This window comes from Acinetobacter sp. 24-47-62 (genome assembly GCF_056779765.1).
In genome coordinates, this window is sequence record NZ_JBWYIN010000003.1 from 115,178 (window position 1) to 136,249 (window position 21,072).

General features: G+C 38.1%; 27 protein-coding genes. 19 read left to right on the forward strand and 8 right to left on the reverse strand.

The genetic code is table 11. The features are described 5' to 3' along the window. Positions 1-88 precede the first annotated feature (88 nt). The 3 genes from AC1M87_RS03390 to AC1M87_RS03400 all read left to right on the forward strand — a co-directional run bounded on the left by AC1M87_RS03390 (position 89) and on the right by AC1M87_RS03400 (position 1,621). Positions 89-700 (forward strand): glutathione binding-like protein, encoded by a 612-nt coding sequence (locus AC1M87_RS03390; protein ID WP_481592946.1) that lies wholly within the window; start codon positions 89-91, stop codon positions 698-700. A 263-nt stretch (positions 701-963) separates the two neighbouring features. Next, complete coding sequence (locus AC1M87_RS03395) at positions 964-1,230, forward strand: glutathione S-transferase family protein (protein ID WP_481592947.1); 267 nt, start codon at positions 964-966, stop codon at positions 1,228-1,230. A gap of 46 nt (positions 1,231-1,276) precedes the next feature. Then, a complete protein-coding gene (locus tag AC1M87_RS03400; RefSeq protein ID WP_481592948.1) occupies positions 1,277-1,621 on the forward strand; it encodes a glutathione binding-like protein in 345 nt (114 codons plus the stop codon). Positions 1,622-1,652: 31 nt separating this feature from the next. On the opposite strand, the gene AC1M87_RS03405 is transcribed toward AC1M87_RS03400, so the two are convergent. From AC1M87_RS03405 to AC1M87_RS03425, 5 genes are all read right to left on the reverse strand, one after another. Continuing rightward, positions 1,653-2,438, reverse strand: coding sequence for a thiazole synthase (locus AC1M87_RS03405; protein WP_092766137.1), 786 nt, complete (start codon positions 2,436-2,438; stop codon positions 1,653-1,655). Positions 2,439-2,450: 12 nt separating this feature from the next. After that, positions 2,451-2,648 (reverse strand): sulfur carrier protein ThiS, encoded by a 198-nt coding sequence (thiS, locus tag AC1M87_RS03410; protein ID WP_035265912.1) that lies wholly within the window; start codon positions 2,646-2,648, stop codon positions 2,451-2,453. A 15-nt stretch (positions 2,649-2,663) separates the two neighbouring features. Beyond that, positions 2,664-3,029: a DUF423 domain-containing protein gene (locus AC1M87_RS03415; protein WP_481593018.1), complete on the reverse strand. Its 366-nt coding sequence runs from the start codon at positions 3,027-3,029 to the stop codon at positions 2,664-2,666. A gap of 118 nt (positions 3,030-3,147) precedes the next feature. After that, on the reverse strand, positions 3,148-4,017 hold the full coding sequence (rpoH, locus tag AC1M87_RS03420; protein WP_035265916.1) for an RNA polymerase sigma factor RpoH: 870 nt from the start codon (positions 4,015-4,017) through the stop codon (positions 3,148-3,150). 141 nt (positions 4,018-4,158) lie between these two features. After that, positions 4,159-4,380, reverse strand: a complete 222-nt coding sequence (locus tag AC1M87_RS03425) for a sulfurtransferase TusA family protein (protein ID WP_035265917.1) — start codon at positions 4,378-4,380, stop codon at positions 4,159-4,161. A gap of 387 nt (positions 4,381-4,767) precedes the next feature. On the opposite strand from AC1M87_RS03425, the gene AC1M87_RS03430 reads away from it, so the two are divergent. Both AC1M87_RS03430 and rhlB read left to right on the forward strand, forming a co-directional pair. Then, positions 4,768-4,980 (forward strand): cold-shock protein, encoded by a 213-nt coding sequence (locus AC1M87_RS03430; RefSeq protein ID WP_004824348.1) that lies wholly within the window; start codon positions 4,768-4,770, stop codon positions 4,978-4,980. A gap of 106 nt (positions 4,981-5,086) precedes the next feature. Continuing rightward, entirely contained in the window at positions 5,087-6,238 is a 1,152-nt protein-coding gene (gene rhlB, locus AC1M87_RS03435) for an ATP-dependent RNA helicase RhlB (RefSeq protein WP_035265921.1), read from the forward strand. A 48-nt stretch (positions 6,239-6,286) separates the two neighbouring features. Here rhlB and AC1M87_RS03440 read toward each other — a convergent pair whose 3' ends face one another. Then, positions 6,287-6,670: a hypothetical protein gene (locus AC1M87_RS03440; protein WP_481592949.1), complete on the reverse strand. Its 384-nt coding sequence runs from the start codon at positions 6,668-6,670 to the stop codon at positions 6,287-6,289. A 231-nt stretch (positions 6,671-6,901) separates the two neighbouring features. Here AC1M87_RS03440 and AC1M87_RS03445 point away from each other — a divergent pair, with 231 nt between their 5' ends. The 14 genes from AC1M87_RS03445 (at position 6,902) to AC1M87_RS03510 (ending at position 20,182) form a co-directional block, all read left to right on the forward strand. Next, positions 6,902-7,477, forward strand: a complete 576-nt coding sequence (locus AC1M87_RS03445) for a nitroreductase family protein (protein ID WP_481592950.1) — start codon at positions 6,902-6,904, stop codon at positions 7,475-7,477. Between the two features lie 53 nt (positions 7,478-7,530). Continuing rightward, the gene (locus tag AC1M87_RS03450) at positions 7,531-8,604 is read left to right on the forward strand and encodes an NAD(P)H-dependent glycerol-3-phosphate dehydrogenase (RefSeq protein ID WP_481592951.1); all 1,074 of its coding nucleotides are present in this window, start codon (positions 7,531-7,533) and stop codon (positions 8,602-8,604) included. 73 nt (positions 8,605-8,677) lie between these two features. Beyond that, positions 8,678-9,133, forward strand: coding sequence for a phosphoglycerate mutase family protein (locus AC1M87_RS03455; RefSeq protein ID WP_481592952.1), 456 nt, complete (start codon positions 8,678-8,680; stop codon positions 9,131-9,133). A 42-nt stretch (positions 9,134-9,175) separates the two neighbouring features. After that, positions 9,176-10,318 (forward strand): type II secretion system protein GspL, encoded by a 1,143-nt coding sequence (gene gspL / locus AC1M87_RS03460; RefSeq protein ID WP_481592953.1) that lies wholly within the window; start codon positions 9,176-9,178, stop codon positions 10,316-10,318. Beyond that, a complete protein-coding gene (gene gspM, locus AC1M87_RS03465) occupies positions 10,318-10,797 on the forward strand; it encodes a type II secretion system protein GspM (RefSeq protein ID WP_481592954.1) in 480 nt (159 codons plus the stop codon). The genes gspL and gspM overlap by 1 nt, the downstream gene beginning before the upstream one ends. Positions 10,798-10,885: 88 nt before the next feature. Further along, positions 10,886-11,890: a quinone-dependent dihydroorotate dehydrogenase gene (locus AC1M87_RS03470; RefSeq protein WP_092766145.1), complete on the forward strand. Its 1,005-nt coding sequence runs from the start codon at positions 10,886-10,888 to the stop codon at positions 11,888-11,890. A 3-nt stretch (positions 11,891-11,893) separates the two neighbouring features. After that, positions 11,894-12,478, forward strand: a complete 585-nt coding sequence (locus AC1M87_RS03475; RefSeq protein WP_481592955.1) for a CvpA family protein — start codon at positions 11,894-11,896, stop codon at positions 12,476-12,478. Positions 12,479-12,502: 24 nt separating this feature from the next. Then, complete coding sequence (gene purF, locus AC1M87_RS03480; protein ID WP_481592956.1) at positions 12,503-14,041, forward strand: amidophosphoribosyltransferase; 1,539 nt, start codon at positions 12,503-12,505, stop codon at positions 14,039-14,041. Between the two features lie 84 nt (positions 14,042-14,125). Next, positions 14,126-16,015 (forward strand): M48 family metalloprotease, encoded by a 1,890-nt coding sequence (locus AC1M87_RS03485; RefSeq protein ID WP_481592957.1) that lies wholly within the window; start codon positions 14,126-14,128, stop codon positions 16,013-16,015. 106 nt (positions 16,016-16,121) lie between these two features. Next, a complete protein-coding gene (locus tag AC1M87_RS03490) occupies positions 16,122-16,850 on the forward strand; it encodes a hypothetical protein (RefSeq protein ID WP_481592958.1) in 729 nt (242 codons plus the stop codon). Positions 16,851-16,879: 29 nt separating this feature from the next. After that, positions 16,880-17,839 (forward strand): 2-hydroxyacid dehydrogenase, encoded by a 960-nt coding sequence (locus AC1M87_RS03495; protein WP_481592959.1) that lies wholly within the window; start codon positions 16,880-16,882, stop codon positions 17,837-17,839. Between the two features lie 96 nt (positions 17,840-17,935). Then, entirely contained in the window at positions 17,936-19,375 is a 1,440-nt protein-coding gene (locus AC1M87_RS03500) for a M48 family metalloprotease (protein ID WP_481592960.1), read from the forward strand. Positions 19,376-19,384: 9 nt separating this feature from the next. Further along, on the forward strand, positions 19,385-19,756 hold the full coding sequence (locus tag AC1M87_RS03505) for a GFA family protein (protein ID WP_481592961.1): 372 nt from the start codon (positions 19,385-19,387) through the stop codon (positions 19,754-19,756). Positions 19,757-19,819: 63 nt separating this feature from the next. After that, entirely contained in the window at positions 19,820-20,182 is a 363-nt protein-coding gene (locus tag AC1M87_RS03510) for a hypothetical protein (protein ID WP_481592962.1), read from the forward strand. A 113-nt stretch (positions 20,183-20,295) separates the two neighbouring features. Here AC1M87_RS03510 and AC1M87_RS03515 read toward each other — a convergent pair whose 3' ends face one another. Both AC1M87_RS03515 and rpsU read right to left on the reverse strand, forming a co-directional pair. Beyond that, a complete protein-coding gene (locus AC1M87_RS03515; protein WP_035268744.1) occupies positions 20,296-20,742 on the reverse strand; it encodes a GatB/YqeY domain-containing protein in 447 nt (148 codons plus the stop codon). A 33-nt stretch (positions 20,743-20,775) separates the two neighbouring features. Beyond that, positions 20,776-20,991 carry a 30S ribosomal protein S21 gene (gene rpsU / locus AC1M87_RS03520; RefSeq protein ID WP_001136722.1) on the reverse strand — a complete coding sequence of 72 codons (216 nt, stop codon included), beginning with the start codon at positions 20,989-20,991 and terminating at the stop codon, positions 20,776-20,778. Positions 20,992-21,072 lie beyond the last annotated feature (81 nt).

Consider the following 21,072-nt stretch of genomic DNA (forward strand, 5'->3'; position numbering starts at 1 on the left):
GCTTGCTTGCAATTTAAAAAACAGTTCTTATTGAAAAAAAGCGTGAAGCAATTTAAAAATGATAGTAGTTAGATAACAAGGAAAAAGTATGAAGTTGTATTATTCGCCAGGTGCATGTTCACTCGCAGCGCATATTATTTTAAATGAAATTAATGTTGATTTTGATTTGGTTCGTGTTGATCTTAAAACTCATACCACTGAAAAAGGCGAAGATTACTTCGCAATTAATCCTAAAGGCTATGTGCCGGCGCTAGAAATTAATCCTGGCTTAATTTTAACGGAAAATGTCGCAATTTTACCATTTTTGGCACAGCATGATCCTGCTCAAGATTTAATTCCACCTTCTGGATTAGGTCGAGCAAAAGTACTGGAGTGGCTTGGTTATCTAAATTCTGAATTACACGATGCTTATGCAGTGTTTTTTGGTGCACCACTCACTGACGATGCTAAACAAAAAGCGTATGCCGAAGTTGATCGTTTACTGACATTCATTGATAAAACAATTGGTGAATCTACTAATGATTATTTGGTAGATGATAATTTTGGACCTGCAGATGCGTACTTATTTGTACTCACCAATTGGTCTAATCATATTGAACATGACTTGAGTCCTTATAAAAATATTATTCATATACGCAATAAAGTTGCAGAGCGTCAGTCTGTACAGATTGCGATGCGAGATGAAGGATTGATTCCTTAACAGGTAAGGTTTCGTTCCGTTTGTTTCGAGAAAGAGCCGAAAGGCTCTTTTTTACTCTAAAATTTTCAAAGAAATTTCACAAATATTTTTCAGAAATAGAGAGCATTAAAAAGACAAATTTTTCATCATCATTCGTTTCAGATTCAGTGGTAATTCATAAAATAAGATATCGTTATTCATGATATTTTTTGAACTAAACATTATTTAAGTTGCTGATTTAAATCTGATATTTATATTTTGTATTTAAATTGTTGGACTAAAAAATGAGTTTGAAATTATATTCTTACAACGAATCAGGTAACAGTTATAAAGTACGTCTGTTAGCAGCATTATTGAAAGTGGATCTTGAAATTGTAGAACTAGATTATTTCAGTGATGAACAGCATAGTGAGAAATTTTTAAAAATTAATCCTAAAGGCGAAGTGCCAGCATTAGTAGATGGCGATATTGTTTTAACTGATTCTGCCGCAATTTTGGTGTATTTAGCAGGTAAATATTTAGATAAAACACATGGTGGTCTGAAGATTTAGTAAACAAGCTAAAATTGTAGATTGGCTTGCCTTTGCTGCCAGTTGGGTGCAATTAGGGGTTTTCACGGCACGCGCGATATTGTCTTTCAAAGGTCCATACAATGGTTTGGGATTAGAAAGTACCGAGCAAACATTTAAAGAGGCGAAAATACGTGGTCACAAATCTTTGGCTATTTTAGATGGTGTGCTCAAAGACCGTGAATGGTTAGCGAATAATAGACCAACTATTGCGGATATCGCAGTGTTTGTCTATGTCGCGTTAGCACCGATGGGTGATATTTCTCTAGAGCCTTATCCAAATGTACGCGCTTGGATTGAAAGAATAAAAGTTTTACCTAACTTTATCAAAATTGACGGATTGGATGATCCTTTGTATCGTCGAGTGAGTTAAGAAAAAACCCACTTTAAAAAGTGGGTTTTTTTTATTTAAAAAAGTATCCAGTTTCTGGAGAGCTTGCATTTGCCATACGTTTGCGTGGCATACGACCAGCAAGATAAGCCTCGCGTCCAGCTTCAACAGCTTTTTTCATGGCAGAAGCCATTAGAATCGGATTCTGTGCAGCAGCAATCGCAGTGTTCATGAGTACGCCATCACAACCTAATTCCATCGCAATAGCAGCATCACTAGCTGTACCAACCCCAGCATCCACCAAGACAGGGACTTTGGCATTTTCTTTGATGATAGAAATGGTATGTGGATTAAGAATACCTAAACCAGAACCAATTAAACTCCCCAAAGGCATAATAGCGACACAGCCCATACTCTCAAGTTCTTGCGCGACGATAGGATCATCAGAGGTATAAACCATGATTTCAAAACCATCATCGATCAATGTTCTTGCAGCTTTTAAGGTTTCAGTAATATTAGGATAAAGCGTTTTTTCATCACCTAATACTTCAAGCTTGACTAAATTGTGACCATCTAAAAGTTCACGTGCGAGCATACAAGTGCGAATGGCACTATTGGCATCAAAGCAACCAGCTGTATTGGGAAGAATGGTGTATTTTTCCGGTGGAATCACTGAGAGCAGGTTAGGTTGATCTGGATTTTGACCAATGTTTACGCGACGGATTGCAACAGTAACGATCTCAGCACCACTGGCTTGGATGGCTAAGTCAGTTTCCTGCATATCCTTATATTTTCCAGTGCCCACTAATAGTCGTGAACTAAATGAACGTGATCCTATGATCAACGGACTATCTTCCATATTTACTCCGAGTTAACCACCGCCAACAGCATGAATTATTTCTATACGGTCAGCATCTGAAATAGGGGTATCTGCCAGTTTGCTTTTTGAAATGATCATTTCATTTTTTTCAACAGCAAATCGTTTACCTTCTAGCGATAATTCTTGAACCAGTTCTAATAAGTTTTGGCATTGCGTTTGAATCGACTCGCCATTTAAAAATATATTCATTGGATGACCTTCAATTTAATGCTGAATTTTGAATGATTGCCATGCTAAAAGTAGCCAGCCAATAATCATCAATGCTCCACCAAGAGGTGTAATTGCACCCAACCCGCGTGGGAGTCCTAAAGCCATGAGATATAGAGATCCACAAAATAAAATGATACCGAACTGGATGAAGATAAAACTGAATTGAGTTGAAAAGTTTGGAATTATTTTCGGTATGAGTGCGAGTATTAATAATCCTATTGCATGATAAAAGAAATAATCAGTTGAAGTCTGCCACCATGTCAGTTGGGCTTCGGTTGCACGAGCTTTAAGGCCATGAGCGCCGAAAGCACCCAGCATTACGGCAAGCGCTAAATTAATGGCTGATATTGAGATCCACATCAGGTTATTCCCAATCAAAAATTGCGTCATACGATAGCATACATGACGTAGGATTTTTTTAAATTTGCATATCGTGAAATACAAAAAAAGAGCTTATAGCTCTTTTTTTGTAATCGTATTAATTTGATGACATGGCGATCTTGATCTTGTCCATGGCATTTTTTTCAAGCTGGCGAATACGTTCAGCGGAAACATTATATTCGGCTGCTAGTTCATGCAACGTAGACTTATCATCATCTAACCAGCGGCGCTGTAAAATATTGCGTGAACGATCATCCAGCTGATCCATTGCTTCATGTAAAGCAGAGGTGCTCTGAGATTCATAATCTTCTTCCTCTGCTAAACGAGCAGGATCATAACGATTATCCTCTAAGTAAAGCGCAGGAGCGACATGAACTGAGCTTTCATCATCTTCATCGGATTGAGCTTCGAAGGCTGCGTCATAAGCTGTTAAACGGCCTTCCATTTCAAGAACTTGTTCAGCTGTTACATTTAAATCAGCCGCAATAGATTGCGCTTCCTCGAGCGTTAATTTCTTGCTCGATTTTTTTAAGCTTCTTAAGTTGAAGAACAGTTTACGTTGAGCTTTAGTTGTCGCAATTTTAACAATACGCCAGTTACGAATCACATATTCGTGGATTTCAGCTTTAATCCAATGTACTGCAAAAGAAACTAAGCGTACTCCCATATTAGGATCGAAGCGTTTTACAGCTTTCATCAAGCCTAAATTACCTTCTTGGATTAAATCGCCTTGAGGTAAGCCGTAACCTGCGTAACTGCGGGCAATATGCACAACAAAACGAAGGTGGGACATCACCAGCATTTTAGCTGCGTCTAGATCTTGGTCATAAAAATAACGTTCAGCTAACTCTTTTTCTTGTTCAGCTGTCAAAATAGGGATCTGGTTTACAGTACTAATGTAAGCACCTAAATTGACCCCGGGCGCAGACAATGACAGGGGCATCAATTGATTGCTGCTGTCAGTCATGAGTACTCCTTATAGGAAAATAGTTTAAAAAACCAATTACATTCATCTTAATCCTTATAGCATACAGAATTAAGCGAATTTGGGTAGTGAAATGTAAATTTAAATACAATATTTATCCATGATTAATTTAGATGAAAACACCTAAGATTCAATCACGTAATGAAATTCAGAATCCGAAACTTGTTTAAATGCGCATGTCAATTTATGTAGCTGACAATAACGTTGAATATCGATTTGACTGTTCGGATCTGAAGCTTTTAATAAAAATTGCTGAGGTGCACTATTTTGTTTCATCGATTTCTTAAGTAGCAGTAAAGGTAAAGGGCAAGGTTTCCCCATCGCATCGATTAACACTTGAGACATAGTAAAACACGAGATTGAATAATAAAGTGGGTCATTATTCTAGCAAAAGTGTGACTTAAGAATAAAATTAAATGATTTAGATGAACTGTTCAAATAAAGTGCAATTTTTGCACTAAATTTGTGTGATTAATATACAAGTTTCAGTTAGATAATTAGCTAAAATTTTTCTATTAATTGTGTTGTACCCATGTTAAGCTCAATGCGTACTTAAGGATTGCGTAGAGAAATTTGTTCTCTAAGCCTTATTTATAATGGATATAACCGGGATTTTGTTAATAGTTTTACAGAATGATTACAAGCTTTGAAATAAAAAATGTTTTAAAATTTGTTTGCTCTGCTGTTTGCAACACCGGGTGGTCCCTTTTCTTACCAACTGAGGATTAACTTATGACAGCTCGCGAACAAGGCGTTGTTAAGTGGTTTAACGATACTAAAGGTTTTGGCTTTATTCAACGCGCAGGCGGTGATGACGTATTCGTTCATTTCCGTGCTATTCAAGGTGAAGGCCACCGTTCACTTCGTGACGGTCAACGCGTAGAATTCAGCGTTGTACAAGGTCAAAAAGGTTTTCAAGCTGAAGAAGTTCAGCCTTTAGACTAATCCTACTTTTCACTGAAAATTAGGTTGCGCTCCAATTTTGATAAATTGGGGCGTTTTTTGTTTATACTATAGACCATTATCAAATATTGATTGTAGAGCCCTTTATATGTCATCAGGTTTCGAAACCCTTAATTTACATCCGCAACTTAAGCAAGCGATTGATGCTTTAGGGTTTAATGAAATGACCCCCATTCAACAGAAAGTATTGAAATATACGTTGGCAGGGCATGATGCAATTGGACGTGCACAAACAGGCACAGGAAAAACTGCAGCATTCTTAATTAGTGTTATTAATGATTTATTGAACAATCCGATACAAACACAGCGTTATCGTGGTGAACCCCGAGCTCTAATTATGGCACCAACGCGTGAGCTTGCGATTCAAATTGAAAACGATGCACGTGATCTGACTAAGTTTACCGACTTAAATGTTGTGACTTTGGTGGGTGGCGTAGACTTCGATAAGCAAAAAAAACAACTGGATGAAAATTTCGTAGATATTCTTGTCGCGACACCAGGTCGTTTGATTGATTTTACTGAACAAAAAGAAATTTGGTTGGATCAAATTGAATTTTTAGTCATTGATGAGGCAGATCGTTTACTGGATATGGGATTTATTCCTTCTGTTAAACGCATTGTGCGATTCTCTCCACGCAAAGAACAACGTCAAACCTTAATGTTCTCTGCTACGTTTAGTTATGATGTACTCAATCTTGCTCAACAATGGTTATTTGAACCTGTTACTGTCGAAATTGAGCCTGAGAAAAAAACCAATGCTGACGTAGAGCAACGTGTTTATGTGGTTGGGAAATCAGATAAATACAAATTGCTGCAAGAAATATTGCGTGATGAGCCCATTGAAAAAGTCATGATATTTGCAAATCGCCGTGATCAGGTCCGTAAGCTGTATGATCATCTTAAGCATGATGGTTACAAGGTAGTGATGTTATCTGGTGAAATCGCGCAAGATAAACGTTTAAAGATGTTGGATCAATTTAAAAATGGCAAACACAACATTATGATCGCAACAGATGTGGCTGGTCGAGGTATTCATGTGGATGGTGTGTCACACGTGATTAATTTTACTCTACCTGAGCAGTCTGATGATTATGTACACCGTATAGGGCGTACAGGTCGAGCAGGAACAAGAGGTGTGAGTATCAGTTTCTTGTCAGAAGATGATGCTTTTTATTTACCTGAGATCGAAAAAGCGATTGGTCAAAAGATTCCATTAACACGTTTAGATGGTTATTGCTAATTGCTCAATAAAAAAGTCCCTTCAAAGGGACTTTTTTTATAGGAAAATTTAGCGGGCTGTATTACAGCTGAAGGTGATTGTTGTTTGGTAGTCGGTATCTTTTTCGATTGTATTTTTAGTACCGATTACAGAGCCAAGTACTGATGAAGCGGCTGTTATGAGTTTACCAGTCTGTTCATCTACAACACCTTTTAGAGCGCCGTTATATTCAGTTTTTTCGTCAATTAGGACAGGTGCAGAATTCTTACCGCAAGTTTTGTTCGCGGCAGAAATTGCATTATTTTTTGCAAGAACTTGGGTTTTGCCTAATCCTGACACCTCATATTGATTGTTTGGTTTTTGAATGGCAAGTGTTTCAGTCGGTGTTGATGCACAAGCACTCAGGAGAATTGTCGTAGTCGCTAATGAAGCCAATGTCATTAATTTTTTCATTTTATTTTTCCTTTAGCATTTGCAATATAAAGTTTAGAGCTCTGTCATGTATGCTAGGGCTTAAATTCCAAAGAATTAAGCATGTTTTGTATCGATTTTGAAGTGAAATACCTGATTTCTGTTTGATTGTAATCATGCTGGATGCATTGTGTATAAGTATAACTGTAGAGTAGTTTTCAATGTTTATGCTAAGCTTAAGTACATAGTGTTAGTTTAAAGATTAGTCTTCAAATGTCAGATCAATTTTCTCAAGTAGTGCATGACAATATTCATCAGCGTCAATCCGTTGGTCATTTGGTAGAACCTCATCCTAACGCAGAACAATTAGAATTAGCTTTTAAAGCCGCTTTAACCGCACCCGATCATCATCGTCTGAAACCGACGCAATTTATTGTTGTGAAAGGAGATCAACGTGAAGCATTTGGTGTTTTACTCAGTGAAGCAGTAGCAGACCTTGGTGAAACTGATTCAATTCAAATTGAACGCGTACGTCATCATCCTATGCGTGCACCTATGCTGATTATCGCTGTAACACGATTTCATGATCATGCGAAAGTTCCATATTTTGAGCAAACTTTAAGTTCAGGCGCTGCAATACAAAATCTTTTGCTCAGTTTACAAGCTCAGGGTTTCAATACCATGTGGCGCAGTGGTGCTGTTGTGGAGTCAGATCTATTTAAAAGAAAGTTAGGGCTACAAACGCATGATTTAATTTCAGGTATCATTTATGTAGGGACTGCTTTTAAGGCGATTGCACCACGCACTGAGATTGAAACAGATGCATTCGTCAGTTTTTGGCAGCCGTAATTGCAACTTTGCAAATTTAACGATTAGAAAAAGAATGTTTAGGATTTAAAAGAATGTCGGAATTAAAGTTTTCAGATTTGGTCGAGCCAGTTGCAATTGATCATAAAACAGCCTTGCGTGTTACGATTCTTGGTGGTGGTAGTTTTGGTACAGCCATGGCGAATACGGCAGTGCGAAATGGTTGTGACACCATGATTTGGATTCGTGATGAGGAAATTGCGAATGAAATCAATCGAACACATGTTAATTCAAGATATTTGCCGGATTACAACCTTGAGCCAGCATTAAAAGCAGAATCCAATCTTGAAAAGGCTGTTCGAGATCGAGACATTATTTTGGTCGCTATTCCGAGCCATTCATTCCGAGATGTACTCAAACAGATTAAGCCCTTTATCACCGCTCAGGCAGTTGTATCTCTGACTAAAGGGATCGAAGCTAAAACCTTTAGTTTCATGAGTGATATTATTCGTGAAGAGCTTCCAGAAGTACCTTATGGCGTCCTTTCGGGCCCAAATTTAGCGAAAGAAATTATGTCAGGAATGCCTGCTGGAACAGTGATTGCCAGCCATTCTGAATTGGTGAGATATGCAGTGCAGCAAGCATTACACAGTGCACTATTTCGTGTATTTGGAAGCGATGATGTACATGGCGTGGAGCTTGGAGGTGCACTTAAAAATATCTATGCTGTCGCAATGGGGATGGCTGCAGCCTACAACGTTGGCGAAAATACCAAAAGTATGATTTTGACACGTGCGTTGGCGGAAATGAGTCGCTTCGCTGTACAGCTAGGTGCAAATCCACTGACATTCTTAGGTTTGTCTGGTGTTGGCGATTTATTCGCAACGTGTAATAGTCCTTTAAGTCGAAATTATCAAGTTGGATTTGCTTTAGGTTCAGGTAAAACCTTAGAGCAGGCAACGACGCAACTGGGTCAAACAGCTGAAGGGATTAATACCATAGTGCAAGTGAATGCAAGAGCCAAAGAGCTTGATGTCTATATGCCAATCACCACAGCACTTTATGAAGTGATTTATGAAGGTGCACCACCATTACATATTGCATTATCTTTGATGAAAAATGGTCATCGAAGTGATGTTGAATTCGTATTGCCGCATCATAAAGTTTAAGATTAATGAATGGTTTATCATCATTGTCATAATGTTTAGATATGATGGATGAGACATGGTTTAGGGAAAACAAATGCAACTCACTTTAGTTCGTCATGGTGAAGCCGCTTCACCAATTAATGGTAATGACTCGAAACGACCACTGACTGAGCGGGGTCATATTCAAGCTGAACAAACTGCGCAATTTTTAAAAGACGTAGTAGCACCTGATATATTTGTAGTGAGTACTTTGCTCAGGGCGCAGGAAACTTTAAAACATATACAGCAATTCTTTCCAAATGTTGAAGTTTTAGTATGTGATAAAATTAAACCTGACGATGATGCTAAAGTTGCAGTTGAGTGGTTATCTCAACTACCTTTTGAGAATATTGTGGTTGTATGTCATATGAATGTTGTGGCATATATTGAAGAAATTATTACGTCTGAATTTTTTAATCCTTTTTCGCTTGCTGAAGCGCGGATTTATGATCAGACAGTCATTGCTGCGGGACTTTCCACAAAATTAAAACATTTTGTACCGTCAGCTTAATAACCATAAGTGTTTAATGAATAAAACGGCAGAATAAAATTAATGTTGTATTTATGGATGCCAGTGTCGAATGGGGTTTGGCTCTGGTCAAATGGTGAAAATTGGAATTCATCAACAACGCTAGAAGAGTTAATTCAAGATACTCAACCGTATCATGGACAAGAAGCTGTTGTATTCTTTTCAAGCCATGATGTGCAAATTATTCAACAGAATATGCCCAAAGCTCAATTCAAGCAAATTGGAAGCGAAGGCGCTAAATATTTACTTGAAGAATATACCATTCACTCCATTGATCAGATGAAAGTGCTTACTCAATTTGAGGCACCAGATCAATTGTCAGTAATGGGGATCAGTCAATACCAAGTCCAGACAATGCAACATGCTCTGAACTTGATTCCGGTGAAAGTGGTTGCGCTATTACCCGATTTTTTGGTCTTACCAGTGCCAGAACAGGGGCAAACTATTTTAGCCAATATTTATGGGCATTTATTGGCGAGAACAGGATCAAATCAAGGTTTTGCGATTGATGATTTAGCATTGTTTTTGGATCTATTGCCAAAGCCTATACATATTTTGCATGATCGGTTAAATGATGATCAGATGATGAGTTTGATTCATGCAACGGAACAAAATGAGCGGGAAAGCTTTAATTATGTATTTAAAGCTGAAAAAAAATTAAAGAATCATCCATTCAATGTTTTGCCTAAAGCAAAAAACACAGAGGGTGGAATCTCAGGCTATTGGAAAGCATGTGCAGCACTGCTTGTGGGCTTGCTTGTAGTGCAATTCAGTTATGATTTAGTGCGTTGGGTAAAGTTAAAAAAAGTATCTGATCAAACGGCTTTGGTTGCGGTAGAGCAATATCAATCTTGGTTTGGACCCAATAGTCGTCTCAATGAGCAAAATTTGCGAAGCCAATTTGAAAGTAATTTGCGGATGAGTAAACCTGCAAATACTGAGGTCTTACAGTTAATCAGCCGTGTAGGTCCGATTTTAATGCAACATCAAATTATCGCAAATCGTGTTTCTTATGAAGCATCTGGTTTAAGTATGGATTTGGTGGCGGACTCATCCGAAAAATTACAAAATCTAATTCAGCAAATGAATCAGCAAGGCTTCAAAGCTGAACTTGGGAATGTGCAAACTCAGGATAAAATGGTCGTTGGTTTGGTGAAAGTACAATAATGAAAACTTTAGAAAAATTTCAAAATCAATTTGATCAATTATTTGAAAAGATTGATGACTATTTATCGTCATTGAGTGTACGTGAGCGTGTACTTGTCATCGCTGCAACGATTATCGTTGTCGTCGCATTGATTGGTTCTGCTTTGTGGAAAATGCATGAAGCAGCAGATAATCAGCAAAAAAGATTGAATGAACTGAAAGACACATTGGTGTGGATGCAATCCAATGTGGTGACAATGAAATCTTCAACAGATTTAAGCCTAACACCTTCGGATAAAATTCTGCGTGTGGCACAACAAGCAGGATTATCTGTGGTCACACAACCAAGCGATAATAAATTGATGATCAGTGCTGAGCATGAAAACTACGCGATCCTCGCAAATTTTCTTACCCAATTGGTTCAAATGGGTTTAAGTGTTGAAAAATTGGAACTTATTAAGTCTGGAGCTGCGATTAAATTAACAGCATCAGTACAGTAAGTGGTGAAAATAAACCTATGACAGGCATAGCGTTTTGGGCATACTCAGCCTATAATGTGGCAACTTAAAAAACCGCAGTTTTTGAGATATGTTATATTCGCTTGCTCGTCCATTTCTATTTTCATTGGCGCCTGAGCGTGCACATGATTTGACATTATCAATGCTTAAATCGACATATAAGTTTGGCATAATGCGTCAAAAAATAGACCCAAAGCCAGTGACTTGTATGGGTATTCAATTTCCAAACCCAGTTGGTTTGGCTGCAGGTTTAGATAAAAATGGTGCATATATTGATGCACTTGCGAGTTTAGGTTTTGGTTTTATCGAAATTGGAACCATTACCCCTCGACCTCAATCTGGAAATCCTCAACCGCGTTTATTCCGCCTTCCAGAGGCTCAAGCGATTATTAATCGTATGGGTTTTAATAATGATGGTGTAGATCAGCTGATTGAGAATGTTAAGGCAGCAAATTATAAAGGTGTATTAGGCATCAATATCGGTAAGAACGCCGATACAGCAGTTGAAGATGCTGTAACTGATTATCTCATTTGTTTAGAAAAAGTTTATAATTACGCATCTTATATTACTGTTAATATTTCATCTCCGAATACCAAGAACTTACGTAGTTTACAAAGTGGACATGCATTAACAGAACTTCTTGAAACTTTAAAAAATCGTCAACTTGAACTTGCTGAACAATATCAACATTATGTTCCACTGGTATTAAAGGTTGCCCCAGATTTAACTGAGTCAGATATTGAATTTATTGCATCTCAATTAATTCAATTTAAAATTGATGGTCTGATTGTGACCAATACGACTTTGTCACGTGAGGGTGTAGAAAATTTAGCGCATGGTGATGAAGCAGGTGGTTTATCTGGTGCGCCTGTATTTGAAAAAAGTACACAATGTCTATCTGCATTTTCAAAATTACTTCAAGGTCAAATCCCATTGATTGGTGTTGGTGGTATTCTTAGTGGTGATCAAGCCGCGACTAAACAGCAATCGGGTGCGCAATTGGTTCAAATTTATAGTGGTCTAATTTATACAGGGCCAAAACTGATTAAAGATTGCGTACAAGCTATGACCTAATCTATGAATACCATCGATATCTTTATACTGATTATTCTGCTCATTGGAGGGCTTAACGGTTTGCGTCAAGGATTCGTTAAAGCCTTTGCGAACTTGGTAGGATGGATTTTTGCACTCATTATGGGTGCAAAATTTGCGGGTCAAATTGCGCCTTCAATGTCCGCACTCAGTCAAGATCCTGTGGTTCAAAAAATAGCGGCATTTGCTTTTATTGTTCTGATTATTGTTGTTTTGACTTGGATCGTCACTGCAATATTAAATCGGTTGCTGAAAAGCTTAAAGCTTGGTCCATTAAATCGATTGGCAGGTGGTGCATTTGGCACCTTGAAAGGTCTCTTAATCGTCCTCATTACTATGCAAGGGATTGGTTCATTTGTAGAGAGCTCTCCACATTGGAAACAATCTAAGTTTATTCAAACTTTATTGCCTTACGCGCCTTTAGCGACTGAGTACACCAAAGAGACAGCGTCAAAAGCTTTAAGTCATATGAAATTAGAAGAGTCGAATCAATCATCAGATTCTTCTCGTCAATCATCTTCTGAACAAGATGATTCGTCATCTCATTCAACGAATAATCCTTTTTATTAATCCTAGCTTGTCTGCGAGGTTGCTATGTGTGGAGTTGTTGGTATAGCTGGTAAATCACCTGTTAACCAAATGTTGTTTGATGCATTAACGATGTTACAACATCGTGGACAAGATGCTGCAGGGATTGTGACATGCCATAATGGTCGTCTCTTTTTGAGAAAAGACAATGGCATGGTGCGTGATGTATTTCATACACGTCATATGCGTGCATTGTTAGGTAATTACGGAATTGGTCATGTCCGATATCCAACAGCTGGCTCATCGAGTAGCGCTGAAGCACAACCATTTTACGTAAACTCTCCTTATGGTATTACTTTAGCGCACAATGGTAATTTAACCAATGCTGACGAGATTCATGATGATCTGTTTAAAACAGATTTACGTCACATGAATACTGATTCAGATTCAGAAGTGTTATTAAACGTTTTTGCACATGAATTACAAAAACGCGGCAAACTTACACCGACTGCGGATGATATTTTCCATGTAGTCACTCGTGTGCATGAGCGTTGTAAAGGTGGTTATGCTGTTGTTGCAATGATCACTGGTCATGGTTTAGTTGGTTTTCGTGATCCAAATGGCATTCGACCTTTAATTTTGGGATCGCGTGATACCGAGGATGGTGTTGAATATATCCTTGCTTCCGAATCAGTTGCTTTAACAGCGCTTGGTTTTAAAGTTGAACGTGATGTGATGCCAGGTGAAGCAATCTTTATTGATGATGCTGGTAATCTATTCACGAAGCAATGTGCGGCTAACCCACACCATAGCCCATGTATTTTTGAGTATGTTTATTTTGCTCGTCCAGATGCTATCATTGACGGAATTTCGGTATACAAAGCACGTTTGAAAATGGGTGAGAAGTTGGCGCAGAAAATCCTGCGTGAATGGAGTGAGGAGCATGACATTGATGTTGTTATACCTATTCCAGATACTTCGCGTACATCTGCTTTAGAACTTGCCAATGCACTCGGTGTGAAGTTCCGTGAAGGTTTCATGAAAAACCGTTATATCGGTCGTACCTTCATTATGCCGGGTCAGCAGCTGCGTAAAAAGTCTGTACGTCAAAAGCTAAATCCAGTTGAATTGGAGTTTAAAGATAAGAACGTTTTGCTTGTAGATGACTCGATTGTGCGTGGTACAACGTGTAATGAGATTATTCAAATGGCACGTGATGCTGGTGCTAAAAAAGTTTTCTTTGCATCTGCTGCACCAATGGTGAAATACCCGAATGTCTACGGTATTGATATGCCAGTTAAAAACGAATTAATTGCTTCAAATCGTGATGTTGAAGAAATTCGTGAAATGATTGGTGCTGATCGTTTGATTTTCCAAGATTTGGAAGATTTAAAGCAAGCTGTTCGTACGAAAAAAGTACCTGAGTTAACTGACTTTGACTGCTCAGTATTTGACGGTATTTACGTTGCGGGTAACATTGATGAGTCGTATCTCGATGGTTTAGAGCGCAAGCGTAATGACTCTGCCAAGAAAACCAAAGATGGTTATATCGATCTAAATATTGATGCAGCCTCAGTTGATCTGAGTGGTATTAAAGAAAATTAATTTATAGTTTTCTATTTGAAAAAGCGGGTATTTCCCGCTTTTTTAATTTATGATCACAAGACAATGTAATGAGGAAATTTTACATTGAAAGATGTGAGTGGTTACTTAATTAAAAACAAAAATATGCTGTGGTCATTAAGCGTATGTTTAATTGTTATTGTGCTCGCAATTATCATTTTAAACACGACGCTCGGATTGTTGGTTCATTATATTGATCCTTCTGAGTCCATTTGGTGGCATTTTCTCAGTCCATATATGATGGTGCTATTGATTAGCATTATTGGTGGTTCTGTCGTTTATGAGTTTTATGTCTTCCGCTCTGGTGGTCATACGCTCGCAAAACAATTGAAAGCACGACAACTCACTTTTATTGAAAGTACTCCAGAAGAAAGTACAGCGCTTAGGCTTGCTGAAAAATTAGCACATCGATTCTCAATTGATACACCTACACTCTATGTCTTACCCGATGAAATAGGGGTTAATGCACTGACTGCGGGTTTTCATCCCAAAGATACTGTGATTATTCTGACTTGGGGGGCGCTACAAAATCTTGATGAGTTAGAGCTTTATGGATTGTTGGGTCATGAATTCCATAAAATTTTATCGGGTGAAACTCGAGAAAATACTCGTCTTAAAATTTTATACAGTGGGTTAATTACCTTTAGCCAATGGGGCAGTAAAATCGCGAAGCAGGGATTTCGACGTAATCGGGGTCAATTGAGAGATAGTTTGGAAACAACTTTTGTGGCGATCGGTGGAGTCATATGGTTAATTGGTAGTTTAGGCGTCTTTATTACGCGTCTGATGAAATATATTACTTTGGGTAGTCGAACATTGTATAACGATGCAATGACAAGACGATTATTGAGTAGTAATGCTAATATTCAAACCTTATTGAGAATCTATGTTCATCACGCAGGATCACAGATTCATAGTGAATATTCTGAAGCTATTTCTCATATGTGCTTTGCTAACTCACTTAGTCCTCAAAGTTGGTTGAATATCCAACCTTGTATTCAAGATCGTATATATGAATTAAATCCGAATTTACTTGAGGATATTCAATTAGAAAATTTACAAAAATTACGCAATCAACCACTATTTAGTTTAATGCGTTCTTTAGAGGAATCTATTGCTGAAGAATATAATCCATGGATGTCACCACAGCCACTTCCATTATTAAGATTATCACCGATCAGCTTTGCAATTAAGGATGCCATCAAACCCTTAAATAGTGAAGTTAGACAGCAGATGAAACGTCCAGAACTCATTCAAAGGGCTTTGCAAACTTCGACTGGTGCGCGTGAAGTGATGGTTGCGATTTTAATGATTCGGCAATACCGTGAATTTATTCCTTCTGATGCACCTGTGAGTCGTGCAATTGTCGACTCACTGTTAAATATAGATGGACGAGTGCATATTCAAATTTTTCATGAGGCATGTAGGCAATTGGGAAATATGCCTGCTACAAGTGCACGTCAGTTCATTACTAAATTGGCTAAAATTATTCAAGAAGATGGTGAAATTGGGCTTTTGGATGCTTTACTGATTGAAAAGGTGAAGTCTCAACTGGATTTATTGCCAATACATCGTCCAACCTCAATTGAGGATGCTAAGCCGCAAATTGTTAGGCTAATAGATGCGTTATTACATGTTCAGCAGTTAAATACTGCTAATCAGCTTGAAGTTAGAACCCAAATCTTAGAACGAATTTTAACTCGTGATGAAATTGAGTTTTATGAAGAAATTTCAGATGAACCTATCGACTTAGGTGAAATTCTTAATGATATTGCTGGATTGTTGTTGAGAGATCGGTTGAGTATTTTGGGTGTTGCTGAATTATGTTTATGGAATGATCGAATTATTACACAAGATGAGTTGGATGTACTTGAATTATTATATTGGCGACTTGGATTTGAAAGTGATGAAATTGTGGATCAAATGCATAAGAAAAACAGCGTCATTATTGTTTAGCTATCAATGCATTCTGAATTTAAAAGCTGCAAGGATGTTAATGCGTCAGAAATGAAATTAAGTTATGATTGTTTGCGGATTAAAAGTTCAGTAAAAGATTAAAAAAGTGGGTAGAATACCCAGCCCTCATGCCAGTCCATCTGTAATGAATGTGAATATGTTAGAGCATCAAAGAAGCCTCTTAGCTGTGATGGGAATCGATATATGGATTCCACAAAATACGGCACAAACACGTCATTACAAACCTTCCTTATATCGCGATCAGGTTGAAGAAAATCATCCAATAGATGTATCTTTTCCTGAATTTGCGCAAGCTCAATCAGAACAGTTCATCACAAAACCAGCTTCACAAGTTGAACAGCTAAATAAAGATGATTCTTCGCTTCAGTTAAAAAGTAATCCAGACGGTGTGCAGCTTCCTCGAGAGTCTGTGGAAAATGACAAACAGTCTCAAGATGAGGCTGTTGAGCGTCAACCGCTTGTAATCGATGCTTTTGAAATTCAAGCGATGATCACTAAAACACATATTATTCTGCTAGATGCTACAGCGCTCACCACAGAACAAGAAAACTTATGGGTGAATATCCAGCGTAGTGTGAGTTCACAGTTTTACGATTTAAAATGGCCATTTAATTTCGCACAATTCCAAGATGGAAGAGGTGCTGAAGTATTTATACAGGGTTTTATCGATGCATTATCTGTTGATAAAAAGATATTGAGCTTAGGGCATTTGCCGCATATTTCGACGACACAGCATATGCAGATAGCAAGTTTACAAGACATGATTGAGCAGCCATTGTTAAAGCGTCGCTTGTGGAACTTAATTAAAAATTAAATCGATACTGGATCTAAAGAGGGAGTTTTATGAAAAAAAAGGTTGTGGTATTTAGTCAGATAGATCCAAAAATATTAAGTCAATTAGAATCGAAATATCTGGTTGTTCAGATAAATCCGAAACAGGGTGACATTAATGAACAACTTTTAAGAGAAGTTGCAGATGCAGATGGGATGATAGGCGCTGGGCGTCGTTTAAATCAAGACAACTTAAAGACCGCAAAAAAACTTAAAATCATTTCGTCTGTCAGTGTGGGCTATGATAATTACGACGTTGAATATTTAAAACAACAGGGTATTTGGTTGACCAATACGCCTCATGTGTTGACAGAGACGACTGCTGATTTGGCTTTTACCTTATTGATGAGTGCGGCTCGTAAAGTGACACATTTAGATTCTTGGACAAAGCATGGACATTGGACGCGTACCGCTGGTGTTGCACAATTTGGTCAAGATGTTTATGGGAAAACGCTAGGTATCATTGGCTTAGGTCATATCGGTGCTGCGATAGCTCGACGTGGTTTTTATGGATTTAATATGAATATTCAATACCATAATCGAAAACCATGTATAGAGCGAGCTGAGCCTTTAAAGGCGAAATATTGTGATCTTGATACCTTACTTTCAACGTCTGATTTTATCGTCATGGCAGTCGATTTAAATGAGCAATCGAAAGCGCTGATCGGTCAAGCTCAATTTGAGAAAATGCAAAAACATGCTGTGTTTGTGAATATTGCCAGAGGATCAGTTGTTGATGAGTCGGCCTTGATTGAGGCGCTAGAAAAGCACAAAATTTTTGCTGCTGGTTTAGATGTTTATCAGAAAGAGCCGCTTCAAGAATCACGGTTGTTTCAATTGGAAAATGTCGTGACATTGCCGCATGTAGGTTCGGCGACAGCAGAAACCAGAATGAAAATGGCAAATCTTGCTTATGATAATCTGGTAAAAGCCTTAGATGGGGATGAGCCTCAATATATTGTGAATAAATAAAGTCTTTTGAGCGTGATAATAAACGTAACAGTTCATCATTAATCTTCACATTATTCAGTGTTATAGTCGATGGAGTACACGTTTAGGAATACAGGTTTGAAGAAGATCATTTTGGCTTTATTGATAGCGAGTTCGAGTTTTTCAGCCGCGGCTGATGAACTCTACAATGCCAATAAAATTCAATTTGAAGTGCCTGATATTAATAGTGGTGTTGGATTTATCGATCAACAAAAAGAAAAAATGATCGGTGAAAAAGTCTATCGTCAAGTGCAGCAACAACTTCCAGTGTTAAACAATGTTTGGTTGGAAGATCAATTTATGGCTGTATTCCGAAAAATTATTGCGCAAACACAGTTAGGTCAACCAATTGCCTTGGTGATTGTAAACGATCCACAAATTAATGCCTTTGCTGTACCTGGCGGTTTATTTGCATTGAATAGTGGATTAATTACGTCGGCAAAGAATATGGATGAAGTTGCGGGTGTGGTTGCTCATGAGGTGGCACACGTCTCGCAAAGACACTACAGCCGTTCTCAAGAGGCTTTTAAAGGGCAGGGATTGCTTGCACTCGCTGGTATCATAGTGGGTGCTGCAATTGCATCACAAGCTGATGGTAATGCAGGTGCTGCACTGATGATGGGAACTCAAGCCGCATTGGTGGATCGACAGTTAAGTTATAGCCGTAATCAAGAGCGTGAAGCAGACCGTATTGGAATGCAATTGATGTATCGTGCCGGATATAACCCGTACAGTATGTCTGAGTTTTTTGAAACCATGAATCGTGCGACTCCAAAAATTAGTTATCTTCCTGATTTTTGGTTAACACATCCTTTGACTACTCAGCGTATGAGCGAGGCTCGATTACGAGCAGATCAACTTCCTAAAGTTCCGTATAGCAACACACTCTCTGAGTTTGATCAGATCAAGTGGTATACCGCAGTTGTGACCAATCAAACCAACGAGGAACAGTTAAAGGGAGTGGTGAGAGCAAATGCATTGGCTGGAAGAATTGCACTGTCTGCTTTTTATTTAAAGCGTGGTGATTTTGATCTAGCACAAAAAGAAATTAAGCTTGCTAAGAAAGTCCAGCCAAACCATCAGCTTATCGCGCTTATTCAAGCAGATATCTACTTGGCGACCAATCAATTTGATTCTGCGCAGGAAACGATATTGGTGCGCCAACGAATAACACCTGAAAATCGTGCTTTAAGTTATAAATTAGCTGAAATTTATATTAGACAGGGAAATTTTGTTGCTGCTGAAAGGTTGGCGAATAAATTTATCCAAATCAATAATCGTGATACGCAAGCATGGTTCATTCGACAACAAGCGGCAAATTTAGATATTAAAAATCCTTTACGTACTGTAAATGTATTGCGATATCGGGCTGAAGTTGAATATTGGAAGGGAGCGGAAGAGAATGCGATTCGCTCACTCATTCATGCTCAGCGTTTAGCCAAGGAAAATAACTCTATGAGTGCAGTCATCAATCAAAGACTGCGGATGATGCAGGATGAGCGTCAACAAAAATTATAAGAGGTTTAAATGATAAAAGGTCAATGCTTATGTGGGAAGGTGCAATATATTTATCATGGTGATCTTGAGAAAAGTATCTTGTGCTATTGCAAGCACTGTCAGTTGGCTCAAGGCGGTTTTGCTGCATGGAATAGCCCGATCCCGCTTGAAAACTTCGAGTTAATTTCTGGTGAAGATGTGCTTAAGTCTTATTTTCATACCGAGTTAAAGGCAAGAGTATTTTGTGGTGAATGTGGAAGTCCTTTATATTCACATCGGCTTGATTTACCAGGCATTATACGTTTAAGGCTCGGTTCTGCGGTTGAAGGGAAAATACCGCCACCTTATGAAGAGTTTTTCCAGGAATACAAACCTAACTTTATTGAAACTATTCATTCTTAATGGTTAGATTGTTTTAGAATGATGAATGAATAAATATTTTAAATTATGTGATTGAATCTAATAATGAAATTGCCACTATTTTTTATGATGTTGTTTGGGGTAGGTGTGTTCACTCATGCGGAAACACTTCCTGTTAAATTTACACAAGAAATTGAAGTTGTATCACAAAAATATAATGCCGATATGAGGCATTTTCTAAAAATGCTAGCACCAAATACAACACATTTTAGCGTTGATCAGACTCAAAGATATTGTGTCATTGTTGGAACTTATGTCGATGGCTTTTATCGAGTGGTGGATAAATATCGAAAGGATTTACCACTTTCCTACTCTAGAATGAGTAAACAGGATGTTGTTGAGAAAGTGAAGCGATCTAAAGAAATGCAGATTTTACAAAGATATAATATTCAATGTGAGCTTAAATAATCAGAAAGTGAAAAACTAAAAAGTATTGTTGTAATAAAATCGGGGATATGTGATTTAGACTGGACTATTTAATGCCATTATTAAATAGACCAAATCAAACATAATACGAAAACTTAAGAAAGTTGAGCTTTAATTTTACTCGAAACTTGTGCAGGATCGGCACGTCCGGCTATGATCGGACGTAGAGAATTCATCACCTTACCCATATCTTTCATGCTAGTAGCTTGTTGCGCAGCAATCGTTTGCGCAATAATTGAATCAAGTTCTTCCTCAGTCATAGCTGCTGGTAGAAATTGAGATAAAACCTCAACCTCGGCTTGTTCCTTACTAGCTAAGTCTTGTCGATTAGCGCTTTCAAAAGCTTTAATCGATTCTTTACGTTGCTTGATTTGTTTTTCAATGACCGCGAGAACTCGACTATCATCTAGTTCTACGCGTTCATCGACTTCGATTTGCTTAATTGCTGCTTGGAGACTACGAATCACCGTTAACTTATCCATTTCTTTAGCACGCATTGTTGCTTTCAAAACGTCAGTAATTTGGTTTTTTAAAGTAGTCATTTATATATCCGAGCAGTCAATCACAAATTAATCTTAGTAAAGGCGAGTAGTACGTACTGATTCACGCGCCAATTTCTTTTGGTAGCGTTTAACAGCAGCAGCTTTTTTGCGCTTACGTTCTTGAGTTGGTTTCTCGTAGAATTCACGTTTACGAACGTCAGCTAAAACACCCGCTTTTTCGCATGAACGTTTGAAACGACGGATAGCTACGTCTACTGGTTCGCCTTCTTTCAATTTAACTTGTGGCATGAAGAATCCTCTAGTTTATGGATAAGACTAAGCACCGAATTGCGCTGAGTCACAAGTGAAGGTCAGTATTTTACTCATTTA

Coding starts and splice junctions, on each gene's coding strand:
- AC1M87_RS03390 (WP_481592946.1), top strand. CDS start 89: ATGAAGTTGTATTATTCGCCAGGTGCATGTTCACTCGCAGCGCATATT.
- AC1M87_RS03395 (WP_481592947.1), top strand. CDS start 964: ATGAGTTTGAAATTATATTCTTACAACGAATCAGGTAACAGTTATAAA.
- AC1M87_RS03405 (WP_092766137.1), bottom strand. CDS start 2,438: ATGGAAGATAGTCCGTTGATCATAGGATCACGTTCATTTAGTTCACGA.
- thiS (WP_035265912.1), bottom strand. CDS start 2,648: ATGAATATATTTTTAAATGGCGAGTCGATTCAAACGCAATGCCAAAAC.
- AC1M87_RS03415 (WP_481593018.1), bottom strand. CDS start 3,029: ATGTGGATCTCAATATCAGCCATTAATTTAGCGCTTGCCGTAATGCTG.
- rpoH (WP_035265916.1), bottom strand. CDS start 4,017: ATGACTGACAGCAGCAATCAATTGATGCCCCTGTCATTGTCTGCGCCC.
- AC1M87_RS03425 (WP_035265917.1), bottom strand. CDS start 4,380: ATGTCTCAAGTGTTAATCGATGCGATGGGGAAACCTTGCCCTTTACCT.
- AC1M87_RS03430 (WP_004824348.1), top strand. CDS start 4,768: ATGACAGCTCGCGAACAAGGCGTTGTTAAGTGGTTTAACGATACTAAA.
- rhlB (WP_035265921.1), top strand. CDS start 5,087: ATGTCATCAGGTTTCGAAACCCTTAATTTACATCCGCAACTTAAGCAA.
- AC1M87_RS03440 (WP_481592949.1), bottom strand. CDS start 6,670: ATGAAAAAATTAATGACATTGGCTTCATTAGCGACTACGACAATTCTC.
- AC1M87_RS03445 (WP_481592950.1), top strand. CDS start 6,902: ATGTCAGATCAATTTTCTCAAGTAGTGCATGACAATATTCATCAGCGT.
- AC1M87_RS03450 (WP_481592951.1), top strand. CDS start 7,531: ATGTCGGAATTAAAGTTTTCAGATTTGGTCGAGCCAGTTGCAATTGAT.
- AC1M87_RS03455 (WP_481592952.1), top strand. CDS start 8,678: ATGCAACTCACTTTAGTTCGTCATGGTGAAGCCGCTTCACCAATTAAT.
- gspL (WP_481592953.1), top strand. CDS start 9,176: ATGTTGTATTTATGGATGCCAGTGTCGAATGGGGTTTGGCTCTGGTCA.
- gspM (WP_481592954.1), top strand. CDS start 10,318: ATGAAAACTTTAGAAAAATTTCAAAATCAATTTGATCAATTATTTGAA.
- AC1M87_RS03470 (WP_092766145.1), top strand. CDS start 10,886: ATGTTATATTCGCTTGCTCGTCCATTTCTATTTTCATTGGCGCCTGAG.
- AC1M87_RS03475 (WP_481592955.1), top strand. CDS start 11,894: ATGAATACCATCGATATCTTTATACTGATTATTCTGCTCATTGGAGGG.
- purF (WP_481592956.1), top strand. CDS start 12,503: ATGTGTGGAGTTGTTGGTATAGCTGGTAAATCACCTGTTAACCAAATG.
- AC1M87_RS03495 (WP_481592959.1), top strand. CDS start 16,880: ATGAAAAAAAAGGTTGTGGTATTTAGTCAGATAGATCCAAAAATATTA.
- AC1M87_RS03505 (WP_481592961.1), top strand. CDS start 19,385: ATGATAAAAGGTCAATGCTTATGTGGGAAGGTGCAATATATTTATCAT.
- AC1M87_RS03510 (WP_481592962.1), top strand. CDS start 19,820: ATGAAATTGCCACTATTTTTTATGATGTTGTTTGGGGTAGGTGTGTTC.
- AC1M87_RS03515 (WP_035268744.1), bottom strand. CDS start 20,742: ATGACTACTTTAAAAAACCAAATTACTGACGTTTTGAAAGCAACAATG.
- rpsU (WP_001136722.1), bottom strand. CDS start 20,991: ATGCCACAAGTTAAATTGAAAGAAGGCGAACCAGTAGACGTAGCTATC.